This is a genomic window from Achromobacter semiaridum (genome assembly GCF_053543755.1).
Map to the genome: position 1 here is coordinate 93589 of NZ_JBLVOL010000083.1, position 15020 is coordinate 108608.

The window sequence follows — 15020 nt, forward strand, 5'->3', positions numbered from 1 at the left end:
GGGGGGGCGCGCTTTTCCGCAAGTCATACCGGGCGTTTGCCCGCAGAGGTTCTATCCATGACCCAAACCGAACACTTCCGCCTGTTGGGCGGCCTGTTGCGGCGCGCCGAGACATTCTCGCGCCTGGCCGTGTGGGCCGGCGGCGCGTTGACGGTGGCCAGCGTGCTGCTGATCTCGTTCGACGTGCTGGCCCGCAAATTCCTGGGGTTCACCACCGGTGGCGCCGACGAATTGTCCAGCTATGCCTTCGCCATCAGCACGTCGTGGGCGCTGGCGTTCGCCACGCTGCAACGCGCCAACGTGCGTGTGGACGTGCTTTATCAATACCTGCCGGTGCGCCTGTCGGCCGTGCTCGACTGGATTTCCATGGTGTCGCTGGCCGTCTTCATGGTGTTCCTGACGTACTACGCCTACGACGTGGTGCAGACCTCATGGGCGCAAAAGTCCGCCGCCAACACCCCGCTGGCCACGCCGCTGTGGGTGCCGCAAGGCTTGTGGCTATTGGGACTGGCCTGGATGTGCATCACGGTCGCTTTGATGCTGGCGCGCGCCTCGGCCGCGTTGGTCACGGGCGACATCGAACTGGTCAAGCAGATCTGCGGTGTGCGTTCCGCGCAAGAAGAAGCTGAAGAAGAAGCCGCCGCCGGCGAGCGCATGGTCAAGGGAGACGCAGCATGATTTCCACCGCATTGACGTTGTTGCTGGTGCTGATCGGCCTGTCCATTCCCGTGGGCGCGGCGCTTGGCGTGTTGGGTCTGATCCTGGACCCGCTCTTTTCGATGCTGCCGCTGTCGCGCGCCATCGGTGAAATTTCCTGGAGCTCGAACAACGAGTTCCTGCTGGTGGCGATTCCGCTGTTCATCATGCTGGGCGAAGTGCTGCTGCGCGCGGGCTTTGCCGAACGCATGTACAGCGCGATGAGCCTGTGGCTGTCGTGGTTGCCGGGCGGCTTGATGCACGCCAACATCGGCGCGTCCACCTTGTTCTCGGCAACGTCGGGTTCCAGCGTGGCGACCGCCGCCACGGTCGGCACCGTGGCCATTCCGCAGATCCGAAAGTATGGCTACAACGAGCCGTTGTTCCTGGGCAGCCTGGCCGCGGGCGGCACGTTGGGCATTTTGATTCCGCCATCCATCAACCTGGTCATCTACGGCGTGCTGACGAATTCGTCCGTGCCCAAGCTGTACCTGGCCGGCATCATCCCCGGCTTTGCGATGGCCGCGCTGTTCATGCTGACGGTGGTCGTGGCCTGCGTGGCCAAGCCGTCCTGGGGCGGCAAGAAGATCCATGCAACGTGGGGCCAGCGCCTTGCCAGCCTGGTGCACCTGGCGCCGCCGATGGGCATCTTCTTCCTGGTGGGCGGTTCCATCTACGCCGGGCTTGCCACGCCGACGGAAGCCGCCGCGCTGGGCGTGCTGGGCGCCTTCATCCTGGCCGCCTGGTTCCGCCGCCTGTCCTGGACAATGCTGCGCGAAGTGATGGAAGGCACGATGCGGTCCACGGCGATGATCATGCTGATCGTCATCGCGGCCAGCTTCCTGAACTTCATCATGTCGGCCACCGGCCTGACCGACGCGCTGACCAAGTCGATCACCGGCCTGGGCTTGTCGCCGGGGTGGATGCTGCTGATCGTGGTGATCTTCTACCTGGTGCTGGGCTGCTTCATGGAAACGCTGTCCATGATGATCACGACGATTCCGATCGTGGCGCCCATCATGATCGCGCTGGGCTACGACCCGATCTGGCTGGGCATCGTCATCATCATCCTGGTTGAAGCCGCCCTGATCACGCCGCCCGTGGGCCTGAACCTGTTCGTGGTGCAAAGCCTGCGCAAGAGCGGCTCGATGAGCGCCGTGATCATCGGCAGCCTGCCGTTCGTGGCCGCCATGTTCGTGATGCTGGGGTTGCTGGCGTTCTGGCCCGACATCGCGCTGTGGTTGCCGCGCGCGTTTGGTTGATGGATCGATTGATTGATTGATTGATCGATCGATTGATTGATCGAATGAAAAGACTGTTTGTTTGAACCGGGTGCGGCCCACAGCGGCCACACCGTTTCCCACCCGTTATTTCCGCAGGACTGATATGAAAGCCGTATTCAAGATTGACGACGCCAATCCCCGCCAGGTGGAAGTGGATTTCAACACCCTGATCGTTGCCGGCTGGGCCGGTCGCGACATGGCCGCCATCGAGCACCACATCGAAGAGCTGGCCGCCATCGGCGTGCCGCGCCCGACCAGCGTGCCGCTGTACTACCGCATCGCCGACAACCAGCTGACCCAGGCCACGCAAGTGCAGGCCGTGGGCGAGGATTCGTCGGGCGAAGTCGAAACGTTCGTGTTCGCCGTGGACGGCGAGATGTACGTCAGCATCGCGTCGGACCATACCGACCGCAAGCTGGAAACCGTCAGCGTCGCCATGTCCAAGCAGGTCTGCGTGAAGCCGGTGGCAACCGAAGCCTGGCGCCTGGCCGACGTGGCCGACTACTGGGACGAATTGGTCATCCGCTCGTACATCGTCGAGGACGGTGAAAAGGTGCTGTACCAGGAAGGCCCGCTGTCCACGCTGCGCACCCCGCAGGACCTGATTGCCGGCTACACCGGCGGCGCCGCCGTGCTGCCGCAAGGCGCGGGCATGACCTGCGGCACCGTGGGCGCCATCGGCGGCATCCGCGCCGCGGCCGACTTCACCATGGAATTGTTCGATCCGCGCCGCCAGCGCACGATCAGCCATCGCTATCATGTCGAATCGCTGCCCGTGGTGGCCTGATTCCGTTTCTGCATGGCATTGAACGCCAGGCGCGCCTTTTCAGGTTGCGCCTGTTCGCACTTTTACGCCGCTAGGCGGCACGAGGACAATGATGGTTTCGACCTTGAATGATCTGACCTTGGCCCTGAACGAGGGCCGTACCACCTCGGTGGCGCTGACCGAACTGGCGCTGGCGCGCGCGCAGGATGCAGCGGGCGAGGGCGCCCGCGTTTTCACCAAGCTGTATGCCGAGTCGGCGCTGGCGCAGGCGCACGCATCCGACACCCTGCGGGCGGCGGGCTTCGTACGTTCGGCGGTGGAAGGGCTGCCGATCAGCATCAAGGACCTGTTCGACATCGAAGGCGAAACCACCATGGCCGGCTCGGTCGCGCGCGAAGGCGAGCCGGCGGCTGACGCCAACGCCGACGTCGTGCAGCGCCTGATCGCGGCCGGCGCCGTCATCATTGGCCGCACCAACATGACCGAATTCGCGTATTCGGGCCTGGGCATCAACCCGCACTACGGCACGCCGCTGAACCCGTATGACCGCGCCACCGGCCGCATTCCGGGCGGGTCGTCCTCGGGCGCGGCAGTGTCCGTGGCCGACGGCATGGCCGTGGCCGGCATCGGTTCCGACACCGGTGGCTCGGTGCGCATTCCGGCCGCGCTGTGCGGCCTGACGGGCTTCAAGCCCAGCGCCTGGCGCGTGTCGATGCAGGGCGTGCTGCCCCTGTCGGCCAACCTGGATTCCATCGGCCCCATCGCCGCCAGCGTGCGTTGCTGCGCCGAGCTGGACGCCATTCTGTCGGGCGACGGCGGCCCCGTGCCCGAAGCCATGGCGCTGCGCGGCTTGCGCCTTGCCGTGCCCACCACGCTGGCGCTGGACGCCATGGACAAGCACGTGGCCGACAGCTTCGCGGCGGCCGTGGCCCGGCTGAAGGAAGCGGGCGCGCAGGTGGATGAAATCGCCATCCCCGAATTCGCCGAGGTTGGTGGCATTAACAGCAAGGGCGGCTTCACGGCGGCCGAAGCCTGGGCCTGGCACCGCGATTTGATCGCGCGCGCCGGCAAGCGCTACGACCCGCGCGTGGTCTCGCGCATCATGCGTGGCCAGGACATGAGCGCCGCGGATTACATCGATTTGCTGGATGCGCGCGAAGCGTGGGTGGCGGCGGTGGATCACCGCATTGCGGGCTACGACGCCCTCATCATGCCGACCACGCCCATCGTGGCGCCGGCGGTGGCCGACCTGGTCGCTTCCGACGAAGCCTATTACGCGGCCAACGGCCTTATCCTGCGCAACCCCACGCTGATCAACTTCCTGGATGGCTGCGCGCTGTCGCTGCCTTGCCATGCGCCCGACACAGCCCCCGTGGGCTTGATGATCGCCGGCAGCAACGGCGCCGACCGCCGCATCCTGGCCGTCGGCCTGGCCATCGAGGCGCTGTTTGCCGGGCACTGATCGCCCGGTGCTTCACAACCGCATCAAGAGGATTTTTCATGTCGCCCGTCGACGCCTTACGCAATAGTGTCCAACTGGCTCGCCAGGCGCGTCTGGACGCCCGCAGCGGACGCCTGACCGGCCCCACGGCCAACCTGGCGCCGGGGCACGTCCAGGCCAACCTGGCCATCCTGCCGCGCGCGCTGGCGGCGGACTTCCTGCATTTCTGCCAGCGCAACCCCAAGCCTTGCCCCTTGCTGGCCATGTCCGAACCCGGCAGCCCGGCGCTGCCGGAGCTGGGTGAAGACATCGACATCCGCACCGACATCCCGCGCTACCGCGTCTGGAAGAACGGCGAGCTGGTGGCCGAACCCACCGACGTGCGTGATATCTGGCGCGACGATCTGGTGTCGTTCCTGATCGGCTGCTCGTTCTCGTTCGAAGAAGCCATGCTGGATAACGGCTTGCCGGTGCGCCATATCGAGCAGGGCTGCAACGTGCCGATGTACCGCACCAACATCCCGACGCATCCGGCAGGGGCCTTCAGCGGCCCGCTGGTGGTGTCCATGCGCCCCTTGAAGGCGGCGGATGCCATCCGTGCCATTCAGGTCACGTCGCGCTTTCCGTCGGTGCACGGGGCGCCCGTGCATATTGGCGACCCGTCGCTGATCGGCATTGCGGATATCGACCAGCCTGACTACGGCGATGCGGTCGAGATCCGGCCGGGCGAAATGCCCGTGTTCTGGGCTTGCGGCGTCACGCCGCAATCGGTGGTGTCGTCGGTGCGGCCGGAGTTCTGCATCACGCACGCGCCGGGGCACATGCTGGTGACCGATCTGGTCAACAGCCGGATGGCGATGCTGTAAACAAAAAACCCCATCGCAGCCGTTGCGCGGCGATGGGGTTTGGGGGGTTGTTTTTTTGCATCGGGCGTTTCGAAAACGCCCGATGCACTGCGTCGCTTAGAAAATGTGGCGGAAGCCCACGGCGGCGCCGATCTGGTGGTTCTTGCCGGCGATTTCGTCGGTGGCGGCGTTGCTGACCTTGTTCCAGTCCACCGTGCCGTACACCTGCGAACGCTTGGACAGTGAATACTCGGCCACCGCGACCAGCGCGTAGCGCTTGCCCTTGTCGCCGTCTTCGACCACGTTCTTGCTTTGGTCGTAGTAACCGGCGCCGGTAATGGCCCAACGCGGCGTGGCCTGCCAGGTGGCGCCCACGAAATAGCCGTTGTCCTTGCGGTTCAGGTTGGCGGTGGTGGTGCCGCCCATGACGGCGTTGACCCAGCCCGTTTCGTCGCGGCCATTGAAGTAGCCGGCGAACACCTTGGTGGTTTCAAACTGGTAGGACGCGTTCAGGTTCCAGACGCGCTGGCGCAGGTCGGAATCCAGGCCGTCGTACGTCTGCTGGTAGGCCGCGCCCAGACCCAGCTTGCCGATCATGTAGCGCAGGCTGGCGCCGTATTGCTGGCCCGCCTTGTGGTCTTCCCAGCTTTCGCCGTTGGCCCACGACAACGCCAAGGACAGGTCGCCGATAGTATTGGAATACTTGGTCATGTTGTTGGTGCGCACGCGCGACATCGCGGCGGGCAACCAGGCGTTCTGATCGTAGTTGCCCACGGTCAGCGGGTCGAAGTAGTCGGCCAGCAGGTCGAACATCGGCGTGTTTTGCAGACCCAGCGTCAGCTGGCCGATGTTGCCGCCGTCCAGGCCCACGTAGGCTAGGCGGCCAAACGTCTTGCCCGTGGCCGACGAATTGCCGTTCTGCATGTTGAAGCCGTTTTCCAGGCGGAAGAAGGCACGGTTGCCGTTGCCCAGGTCTTCCGAGCCGCGCAGGCCCCAGCGGCTGTTCGAGATGGCGCCGTTTTCCATCGACACGCGGCTGCCGTCTTCGCCAACGCTGCCGGCGCTGGTGCTCAGGTAGCGGATGCTGACGTCGGCGATGCCGTACAGGGTGACGCTGGTTTCCGCCGATGCGGCGCCCGCGGCCAGGCCCAGGCCTGCGGCGGCGAGCGTAAGAGTGATGCGTTTCACTGAGGACTCCTCCTGTGTAGCTGTTTTGTAGTGTGTGACCTGGCTTGTGGCCGGGTTGACCGCGCCGGGCGGATCGTCCGACGTCGGGCCGTTGCACCGACGCTGCTGGATGGCAGCGCGGGTCCGGAGCATTGGCCCAATAGGTTGGCTGCCCCGGCATTGCGCCATAGTGGTGCAAGGGGGGGGCAGCGCCAGGGGATTCTAAAAAAGTTACGGGATGTGCAGGGCCAAAATGTTTTTGGCGTTTTCCCTGGTTTACAGATCTGAAAAATAGTTGGGGGGTGGGGCAATGGCGCGCTTGTTCAAAAAAAAACCCCGGTCAGGAACCGGGGTTCTTGGACGTCGCTGCCCGGGCGTCCCGGTAGCGACATCACGGCGTCATACCGTCATAGCGTCATGTGCAGCGGCAGCCACGTCGCAATGCCCGGAATGAAATACAGCAGCAGCACCGCCACGATCATCAGGAAGAACATGGGCAGCGACGCCCGCGCGATATAAGGCAATTCACGCCCGCTCATGCCGGACAGCACGAACAGGTTGAAGCCCACCGGCGGGGTGATTTGTGCCATTTCCACCACGAAAACGATGAAGATGCCGAACCAGATCAGGTCGATGCCGGCAGCTTGCACCGTCGGCAACAGCACGCCCATGGTCAGCACCACGATGGAAATGCCGTCCAGGAAGCAGCCCAGCACCACAAAGAAGACCATCAGCGCCATGATCAGCCCGAACTGCGACAAGCCCAGCCCGCCGATCCATTCCGCCAACGCGCGCGGCAGGCCGATATAGCCCATCGCCAGCGTCAGGAACTGCGCGCCCGCCAGAATCAACGCAATCATGCAGTACAGCCGGGTGGCGCCCAGCAGCGACTGCATGAAGGTCGAGCGGTTCAGCGAGCCTTGCAGCGCCGACAACAGCAATGCGCCCACCACGCCCACCGCCGCCGCTTCCGTGGCGGTGGCGATGCCGCTGTAGATGGAGCCAAGCACCGCGCCGATCAGCACCATGACCGGAATCAGGTGGCGCGATTGGGACAGCTTCTGCATGAACGACATGCCGGGGTCCGCCGCCGGCACCTGCCCGGGGTTGCGGATGGCCCACCAGCCGATATAGCCCATGAACAACAGCGCAAGCACGATGCCGGGGAAGATGCCCGCGATGAACAGCTTGGCGATCGACACATCGGCCGCCACGCCGTACACGATCATGATGATCGAAGGCGGAATCAACAGGCCCAGCGTGCCCGCGCCAGACAGCGTGCCCAGGATCTTGTCTTCGGGGTAGCCGCGGCGTGTCAGTTCGGGAATGGTCATCTTGCCGACGGTCGCGCACGTCGCCGCGCTGGAGCCCGACACCGCCGCGAAAATCGCGCAACCGATCACGTTCGTGTGCAGCAGCCGACCCGGCAAGCGGTTCAGCCACGGCGCCAGACCCTTGAACAGGTCTTCGGACAAGCGCGTGCGAAACAGGATTTCGCCCATCCACAGGAACAAGGGCAGGGCGGTCAGCGTCCAGCTGGACGAAGCGCCCCAAATGGTGACGGCCATGGCGTCGCCGGCCGGACGGCTGGAGAAGATCTCCATGCCGATCCATGCCGTGCCCGCCAGCGTCAGGCCGACCCAGACCCCGCAGCCCAACAGCGCGAAGATGGAAACGACCAGTAGGGTGATGACAAGAAGTTCATTCATGGGTTTGCTGCGAAGTAGCGGCGGCCACGCCGCGTGAACGACGAATCAATTCGTCGACTAGGGCGACCAGGAACAACACCGTGCCCACCGCCATGCTGATCTGGGGAATCCAGAGCGGCGTGGCGTCGTTGGACGTGGAGATGTCGTTGTACAGCCAGGAGTCGTACGTCAGCTTGATGCTGAAAAAGGCAAAGGCCGACGCCAGCAGCGAACCCACGGCCAGCGCAAAAATGTCCAGTCGGCGGCTGCCTGCCGGCGCCAACGAATTGAGCAACAGCGTGACCCGGATGTGTTCGCCGTGCTTGAACGTGCTGGATAACGCCAGGAAACCCGCCGCGGCCATGAAGTAGCCTGCATACGCATCGGTGCCAGGAATGTTCAGGCTGAGCTGGCGGGCGATGATCGCCGCCAGCACCGAAACCAGAACGCCGATCGTGCACAGGCCGGCCAACAGGCCGGCCGCGCCGTAAAGACCATCTAAAAAGCGGCGCATAAAAAGATCACTGCTTCTTGTAGGCGTCGATCATGGCCTGGCCGTCGGCACCTGCCTTCTTCAGCCAGTCTTCCAGCATGCGCTTGCCGATCACCGACAGGCCTTCCTTGAGTTCCACGGTCGGCTTGATGGTTTCCATGCCGTTCTTGGCCAGCTCTTCCTGGTACCACTTGTTCTTTTCCTGCGACAGCTTCCAGCCGCGTTCCTCGGCCTGCGCGCCGGCCTTCTTCAGGGCGTCTTGTGTAGCCGGGTCCAGCGCGTCAAACGCCTTCTTGTTCACGATGATGGCGTTCTTGGGCAGCCAGGCCTGCGTGTCGTAGAACTTCTTGATGTACTCGTACGTCTTGGTGTCGTAGCCGGTGGACGCCGACGACATGTACGAATCGATCACGCCCGTGGCCAGCGCTTGCGCCAGTTCGGCCTGTTGCACCGTGACCGGCTGCGCGCCGACCAGTTCGGCGATCTTGGCGGTGACGGGGCTGTAGGCACGCCACTTCAGGCCCTTCATGTCGTTGATCTGCTTGATGTCCTTGTTGGCGAAGATGCCTTGGGGCGGCCACGCCACGGCGTACAGCAGCGTCATGCCTTGCGAGGCCAGCTTCTTTTCCAGAAAGGGCTTTTGCGCCTGGTACAGCTTGAACGAGGCGTCGTAGCCGGTGGCCAGGAAGGGCAGGCCGTCCAGTTCGTAGATCGGGTCTTCGTTGGCGAAGTTGGTCAGCAGGATTTCGCCGATCTGTGCCTGATTGCCTTGCACCGCGCGCTTGATTTCCGGCGCCTTGTACAGCGAGGCGTTGTTGTGCAGCTGGATCTTCAGCTTGCCCTGCGACAGCGTGTCCACGTCCTTGATGAAGGTGGTCAGGTTTTCAACGTGGAAGTTACTGGCGGGGTAGGCGCTGGGCAGGTCCCATTTGGTTTGGGCCTGTGCGCCCGCGCTGAACGCCAGGACGATGCTGCCGGCCAGCAATGAGATTTTCTTGTACATGGAAGGTCCTTCTGTGCGAATGGTGAAGACGGGTTTTGCCCGATAGGCATTCTGGAAAGAGACTGCTGCGCGGATGTCGCGCGGCCTGAAAGCCGTGCCATTCTATGGTGCTGCGCGGCAACAACGCGCACAAAAAATGCGGTTTTACGGGTTAATCCTAGGGCTCGGACGCGACACATCCTTGAAGGCTAAAACTTTGCGCGCGGGCGGTGGGACACCCCTTCGCGCGCCTATTTTTCTTCTAAGATTGCGGGATCGAAGCGTGCTGCAGAGGCTCAAGTGAATTTCGTTTTCCGCCGTGATGAATTGCTGGTCGAAGAAGCGTCCAGCGTGTTGCCGGATTTGGCGTTGTGCGAACGCATCGGCCTGTCCTCGCCGGCCTTGCAAGCCATCTGGTCCGTACCCGATTCGCCGTATCGCACGGCGCACGTGGACCCCGCTCTTGAAGCGCCCGAGGGTTACGCGTTCAAGAAGCTGCGTTCGCTGTTCGGCGTGCTGGACGATGAGCGCATGGCGCTGGCCGGCCGCGCGTATCAAATCGCCGAATGGGCGCGCACGCACCGGTTCTGCGGCGCCTGCGGCACCCCCGCCGAGCGCGTGCCGCACGAGTTCTGCCTGCGCTGCCCCGCTTGCGGCTTTTCGGCGTACCCGCGCATTTCCCCCGCCATGATGGTGCTGATCCGCAAAGGCGACAGCATCCTGCTGGCGCGGCACACTACGACCGCCACCTCGCGCTATACGGCACTGGCCGGCTTTGTCGAACCGGGCGAAAGCATCGAAGAAACCGTGCACCGCGAAGTCTTCGAAGAAGTCGGCCTGAAGGTCGGCAACCTGCGGTACTTCGGCAGCCAGCCCTGGCCATTTCCGCATTCGCTGATGGTGGCATTCACGGCCGATTACGTGTCGGGCGACATTAGCGTGCAGGAAGACGAGATTGCCGATGCGCGCTGGTTCGGCCCCGGCGACCCCATGCCGGACATCGCGCCGCGAATTTCGATCGCCGGCTGGCTGATTCGGGCCAATCTGCCGGCGGGCTGGACGGCGCCTTGACGCCGGCGTTCCCGTCTAGGGAACGCCCGGAACGCCTGTAGCGCTAGGGGATTTCCCTTGAAATGGGCGTTTTCGGCCGTTCGGGCTTTATTTTTTATGGATGAAATACACATAAATTATTAGTATTTCATCCATATAAACTTGGCTTGAACGTTCCATGAGCCCTACGTTGATCGCGTCGTCAGCCCATCTGGCCGGCGGCAGCGCGCCGGACCTGTCCGAAGTCGAATTCGGCCTGATGATCGCCAGCCACGCCTTTGACCGCTGGACGGTGCGCTGCATGGCAGCCGCCGGCCTGCCGGACCTGACGCCCACCGACGTGATGGTGTTTCACCACGTCTACCATCGCCAGCGCGCCAAGAAGCTTGCCGATATCTGCTTCACGCTCAATGTCGAAGACACGCACATCGTCAGCTATGCACTGAAGAAGCTGGAGCGGCTGGGCGTGGTCAAGGGCGAACGCAACAGCAAGGAAGTCTTCTACAGCGTGACGCCCGAAGGCGCTGACATCCTCAAGCGCTACGGCGACATCCGCGAACAATGCCTGACGTCCGGCCTGGATGGGCCGGGCGGGGGCGGGCTGGATTTCAGCCGCCAATTGGCGCACGCCTTGCGCTCGCTATCCGGTCTGTACGACCAGGCCGCCAGGGCGGCAACCTCACTCTGAACCTGTTCGGGCCTGGCCCGGCACACCGCAACCCGACCGCGGCGGCACCCGCCGTGGCCGTCTGTTTTCAAGGATTACGCATGAAGAAGTGGCAATTCTGGATCGATCGTGGGGGTACCTTCACCGATATCGTGGCGCGCCGCCCCGACGGCACGACCACCACGGCAAAGATGCTGTCGGAAAACCCCGAGCAGTATCGCGACGCAGCCGTGGCCGGCATCCGCAAGCTGCTGGGCGTGGCGCCCGGGCAGCCGGTGCCCGTGGACCAGGTTGAATGCGTGAAGATGGGCACGACGGTGGCCACCAACGCCTTGCTGGAACGCAAGGGCGAACGCACGCTGCTGGTGACCACGCGCGGGTTCCGCGATGCGCTGCGCATTGCGTATCAGAACCGGCCCCGCCTGTTCGACCGCAATGTCGTGCTGCCCGAAATGCTGTACGAATCCGTCGTGGAAGCCGATGAGCGCGTGGCCGCCGACGGCGCCGTCATTCGCGATCTGGACGAAGAGGGCTTGCGGGCGGGCATGCAGGCCGCGTACGACAGCGGCATACGCGCGGTTGCCATCGTGTTCATGCACGCCTGGCACGCCACCGACCACGAGCAGCGCGCGGCGCGCATCGCTCGCGAAGTGGGCTTCACGCAGGTGTCGGCCTCGCACGAGGTCAGCCCGTTGATCAAATTTGTGTCGCGCGGCGACACGACGGTGGTTGACGCGTATCTGTCGCCCATCCTCAAGCGCTATGTGGATCAGGTGGCGGGCGAATTGCCCGGCATCCGCCTGATGTTCATGCAATCCAGCGGCGGCCTGACGGATGCGCACCGCTTCCGGGGCAAGGACGCCATTCTGTCCGGCCCCGCCGGCGGCATTGTCGGCATGGTGCGCACCAGCGAAATCGCCGGGTTCCCGAAGGTTATCGGGTTCGACATGGGCGGCACGTCCACCGACGTGTCGCACTACGCGGGCGAATTCGAACGCGAATTCGAAACCCAGGTGGCCGGCGTGCGCATGCGCGCGCCCATGATGAGCATCCACACGGTGGCGGCAGGTGGCGGGTCCATTCTGCATTTCGACGGCGCGCGCCTGCGCGTCGGACCGGATTCGGCGGGCGCCAACCCCGGCCCTGCCTGCTATCGCCGTGGCGGCCCCCTGGCCGTGACGGACTGCAACGTGCTGTTGGGCAAGATCCAGCCCGACTTCTTCCCCAATGTGTTCGGCCCCGACGCGAATGAAGCGTTGGACCGCGACGCCGTGGTCGAACGTTTCACCGCGATGGCCGACGAAGTGCGCACGGCCACCGGCCGCGAGATGACGCCGGAACAGCTGGCGGAAGGCTTCCTGGAAATCGCCGTGGGCAACATGGCGGAAGCCATCAAGCGCATTTCGGTGCAGCGCGGCCACGACGTGACGGAATACGCCTTGACGGTGTTCGGCGGCGCCGGCGGCCAGCACGCTTGCCTGGTGGCCGACGCCTTGGGCATGACGACGGTGTTCGCGCATCCGCTGGGCGGCGTGTTGTCCGCCTATGGCATGGGTTTGGCCGACCAGACCGACATGCGCCAGAAAACGGTTGAAAAGGTGCTGGACGCCGGCCTGATGGGCGAGCTTCAGAACGAACTGGACGTGCTGGCCGGGCAAGCGGTGGGCGAACTGCGCCGCCAGCATGTGCCGGACGGCGACATCTCCGTGCAGCGTCGTTTGCATCTGAAATATCGCGGCACCGACACCGCGCTGGAAGTGGCGTTTTCCACTCTGGAGCAGGCGCGCAGCGACTTCGAGGCCGCCTATCGCCAGCGCTATTCCTTCTTGATGCCCCACCGCGAACTGGTCGTGGAAACCATTTCGGTGGAAGCCACGGGTGGCGGCGAACGGGTTGGCGAAGCGGCCGTGCCGCGTACCCGCGACGGGGCTTTGGCGGCCCGCCGCGTGGTCAGCATGTACAGCGCGGGCGAGTGGCGCGACACGCCGCTGTACGTGCGCGAAGACATGGCGGGCGGTGACGTGGTGACGGGCCCCGCCATCATTTCCGAGCCCAACCAGACCACCGTGGTGGAACCGGGCTGGCAAGCGGAATTGACGTCGCAAGACCATTTCGTGATCCGCCGCATCGAAGCGCGCGCGGATCGTCGCAGCATCGGCACGCAGGCCGATCCAGTCATGCTGGAGGTGTTCAACAACCTGTTCATGTCGATTGCCGAGCAGATGGGCTACCGCCTGCAGAACACGGCGTACTCGGTGAACATCAAAGAGCGCCTGGACTTTTCCTGCGCGATTTTCGATTCGCAGGCCCGCCTGATCGCCAACGCGCCGCACATGCCGGTGCACCTGGGGTCGATGGGCGAGTCGGTGCGCACGGTGATGAACGCCAACGCCGGGCGCATGATGCCGGGCGATGCCTATGTGGTGAACGATCCTTACCACGGCGGCACGCACTTGCCGGACGTGACCGTCATCACCCCCGTGTTCGATCACGCCGGCCGCGAAATCCTGTTCTACGTCGGTTCGCGTGGCCACCACGCGGATATCGGCGGGACCACGCCGGGCTCCATGCCGCCGGATTCCAAGACGGTGGAAGACGAGGGCGTGCTGTTCACTAATTTCCAGCTGGTCAAGAACGGCGAATTCCGCGATCAGGCCGCACGCGACATCCTGGGCTCGGGCCGCTGGCCCGCGCGCAATCCGGATCAGAACATTGCCGACATGCACGCGCAGATCGCCGCCAACGAAAAGGGCGTGCAAGAGCTGCTGCGCATGTGCGACCACTTCGGGCTGGACGTGGTGCGCGCCTATATGGGCCACGTGCAGGACAACGCCGAAGAAGCGGTGCGCCGGGTGATTTCGGTGCTGAAAGACGGCAGCTACGAATACCCGCTGGACAACGGCGCGGTGATCCGCGTGGCCGTGAAGGTGGACACGCAGGCACGCAGCGCGGTGGTCGATTTCACCGGCACATCGCCGCAGCTGGACAACAACTTCAACGCACCCGGCGCAATCGCCGTGGCGGCGGTGCTGTATGTGTTCCGCACGATGGTCAACGACGACATTCCGCTGAACGATGGCTGCCTTGCGCCGCTGTCGATCATCTTGCCGGAAGGTTCGATGCTGCGCCCGAACCCGCCCGCATCGGTGGTGGCGGGCAACGTGGAAACGTCGATGTGCATCGTCAACGCGCTGTATGGTGCGCTGGGGGTGCTGGCGGCCAGCCAGGGCACGATGAACAACTTCACCTTCGGCAACGCGCGCCATCAGTACTACGAGACCATCTCGGGCGGCACCGGCGCGGGGCCGGTGCGCATCGACGCGGCGGGCCCGCATGACGAAGGGTTTGCCGGCACGTCGGTGGTGCAGGCGCACATGACCAACTCGCGCCTGACGGACCCGGAAGTGCTGGAATTCCGTTTCCCGGTGCGGCTTGAATCGTACGAAATCCGCAAGGGTTCGGGCGGTGCGGGGCGCTATCCGGGCGGCGAGGGTGGCGTGCGTCGGATCCGTTTCCTGGAAGACATGACGGCGGCGATCTTGTCCAACAACCGTCGCTACGCGCCGTTTGGCCTGGCGGGTGGGCAGCCGGGCGCAATGGGCCGGAACTCGATTGAACGGGTGGACGGCACGATTGAAGAGCTGGGTCCGCAAGATAGCGCCCAGCTGCATCCGGGCGACATCTTTGTCGTTGAAACCCCTGGGGGCGGAGGCTACGGCGCGGTGTGACGGCGGTGGGTGTGATGATGTGGTGAACGAGCCGGATCATTCCGGCTCTGACATCACATCCAATGCAATGTCCGCCATCGCGCGGCGGTCATAGACGCGCAGCGTCACGTCATCGTCGCGGATTTCGAACACGGCGGTGGCCAGCGTGTTTTCCCCGTCCGGGTCCGCGGCGTCCGTGCGCAGGATGGGCAGGGCGCCCAGCGTATCGTGCAGC

At 64.3% G+C, this 15020-nt stretch carries 12 protein-coding genes and 1 pseudogene; 8 read left to right on the forward strand and 5 right to left on the reverse strand.

The genetic code is table 11. The features are described 5' to 3' along the window. The first annotated feature begins 57 nt into the window (after positions 1-57). The 5 genes from ACNPP0_RS21345 to ACNPP0_RS21365 all read left to right on the forward strand — a co-directional run bounded on the left by ACNPP0_RS21345 (position 58) and on the right by ACNPP0_RS21365 (position 5052). Positions 58-678 (forward strand): TRAP transporter small permease subunit, encoded by a 621-nt coding sequence (locus ACNPP0_RS21345; RefSeq protein ID WP_332608042.1) that lies wholly within the window; start codon positions 58-60, stop codon positions 676-678. Continuing rightward, the gene (locus ACNPP0_RS21350) at positions 675-1958 is read left to right on the forward strand and encodes a TRAP transporter large permease (RefSeq protein WP_448706935.1); all 1284 of its coding nucleotides are present in this window, start codon (positions 675-677) and stop codon (positions 1956-1958) included. Before ACNPP0_RS21345 ends, ACNPP0_RS21350 begins: the two co-directional genes overlap by 4 nt. Before the next feature lie 124 nt (positions 1959-2082). Continuing rightward, positions 2083-2766: a DUF2848 domain-containing protein gene (locus ACNPP0_RS21355; protein ID WP_448706936.1), complete on the forward strand. Its 684-nt coding sequence runs from the start codon at positions 2083-2085 to the stop codon at positions 2764-2766. Between the two features lie 91 nt (positions 2767-2857). Further along, entirely contained in the window at positions 2858-4207 is a 1350-nt protein-coding gene (locus ACNPP0_RS21360) for an amidase (protein ID WP_448706937.1), read from the forward strand. A 38-nt stretch (positions 4208-4245) separates the two neighbouring features. Continuing rightward, positions 4246-5052, forward strand: coding sequence for a putative hydro-lyase (locus ACNPP0_RS21365; RefSeq protein WP_332608046.1), 807 nt, complete (start codon positions 4246-4248; stop codon positions 5050-5052). A 96-nt stretch (positions 5053-5148) separates the two neighbouring features. On the opposite strand, the gene ACNPP0_RS21370 is transcribed toward ACNPP0_RS21365, so the two are convergent. The 4 genes from ACNPP0_RS21370 to ACNPP0_RS21385 all read right to left on the reverse strand — a co-directional run bounded on the left by ACNPP0_RS21370 (position 5149) and on the right by ACNPP0_RS21385 (position 9382). After that, positions 5149-6219, reverse strand: a complete 1071-nt coding sequence (locus ACNPP0_RS21370) for a porin (protein WP_332608047.1) — start codon at positions 6217-6219, stop codon at positions 5149-5151. Positions 6220-6605: 386 nt separating this feature from the next. Continuing rightward, a complete protein-coding gene (locus tag ACNPP0_RS21375) occupies positions 6606-7907 on the reverse strand; it encodes a TRAP transporter large permease (RefSeq protein WP_046804961.1) in 1302 nt (433 codons plus the stop codon). After that, entirely contained in the window at positions 7900-8400 is a 501-nt protein-coding gene (locus ACNPP0_RS21380) for a TRAP transporter small permease (protein WP_046804960.1), read from the reverse strand. Before ACNPP0_RS21380 ends, ACNPP0_RS21375 begins: the two co-directional genes overlap by 8 nt. 7 nt (positions 8401-8407) lie before the next feature. Then, on the reverse strand, positions 8408-9382 hold the full coding sequence (locus ACNPP0_RS21385; RefSeq protein WP_332608048.1) for a TRAP transporter substrate-binding protein: 975 nt from the start codon (positions 9380-9382) through the stop codon (positions 8408-8410). 279 nt (positions 9383-9661) lie between these two features. Here ACNPP0_RS21385 and nudC point away from each other — a divergent pair, with 279 nt between their 5' ends. The 3 genes from nudC (at position 9662) to ACNPP0_RS21400 (ending at position 14806) form a co-directional block, all read left to right on the forward strand. Further along, positions 9662-10432: an NAD(+) diphosphatase gene (nudC, locus tag ACNPP0_RS21390; protein ID WP_332608049.1), complete on the forward strand. Its 771-nt coding sequence runs from the start codon at positions 9662-9664 to the stop codon at positions 10430-10432. A gap of 157 nt (positions 10433-10589) precedes the next feature. Continuing rightward, positions 10590-11099, forward strand: coding sequence for a winged helix DNA-binding protein (locus ACNPP0_RS21395; protein WP_332608050.1), 510 nt, complete (start codon positions 10590-10592; stop codon positions 11097-11099). 80 nt (positions 11100-11179) lie between these two features. After that, the gene (locus ACNPP0_RS21400; protein ID WP_448706938.1) at positions 11180-14806 is read left to right on the forward strand and encodes a hydantoinase B/oxoprolinase family protein; all 3627 of its coding nucleotides are present in this window, start codon (positions 11180-11182) and stop codon (positions 14804-14806) included. Between the two features lie 36 nt (positions 14807-14842). On the opposite strand, the pseudogene ACNPP0_RS21405 reads toward ACNPP0_RS21400, so the two are convergent. Next, positions 14843-15020, reverse strand: a pseudogene (locus tag ACNPP0_RS21405) (C45 family autoproteolytic acyltransferase/hydrolase); the annotation flags it as partial.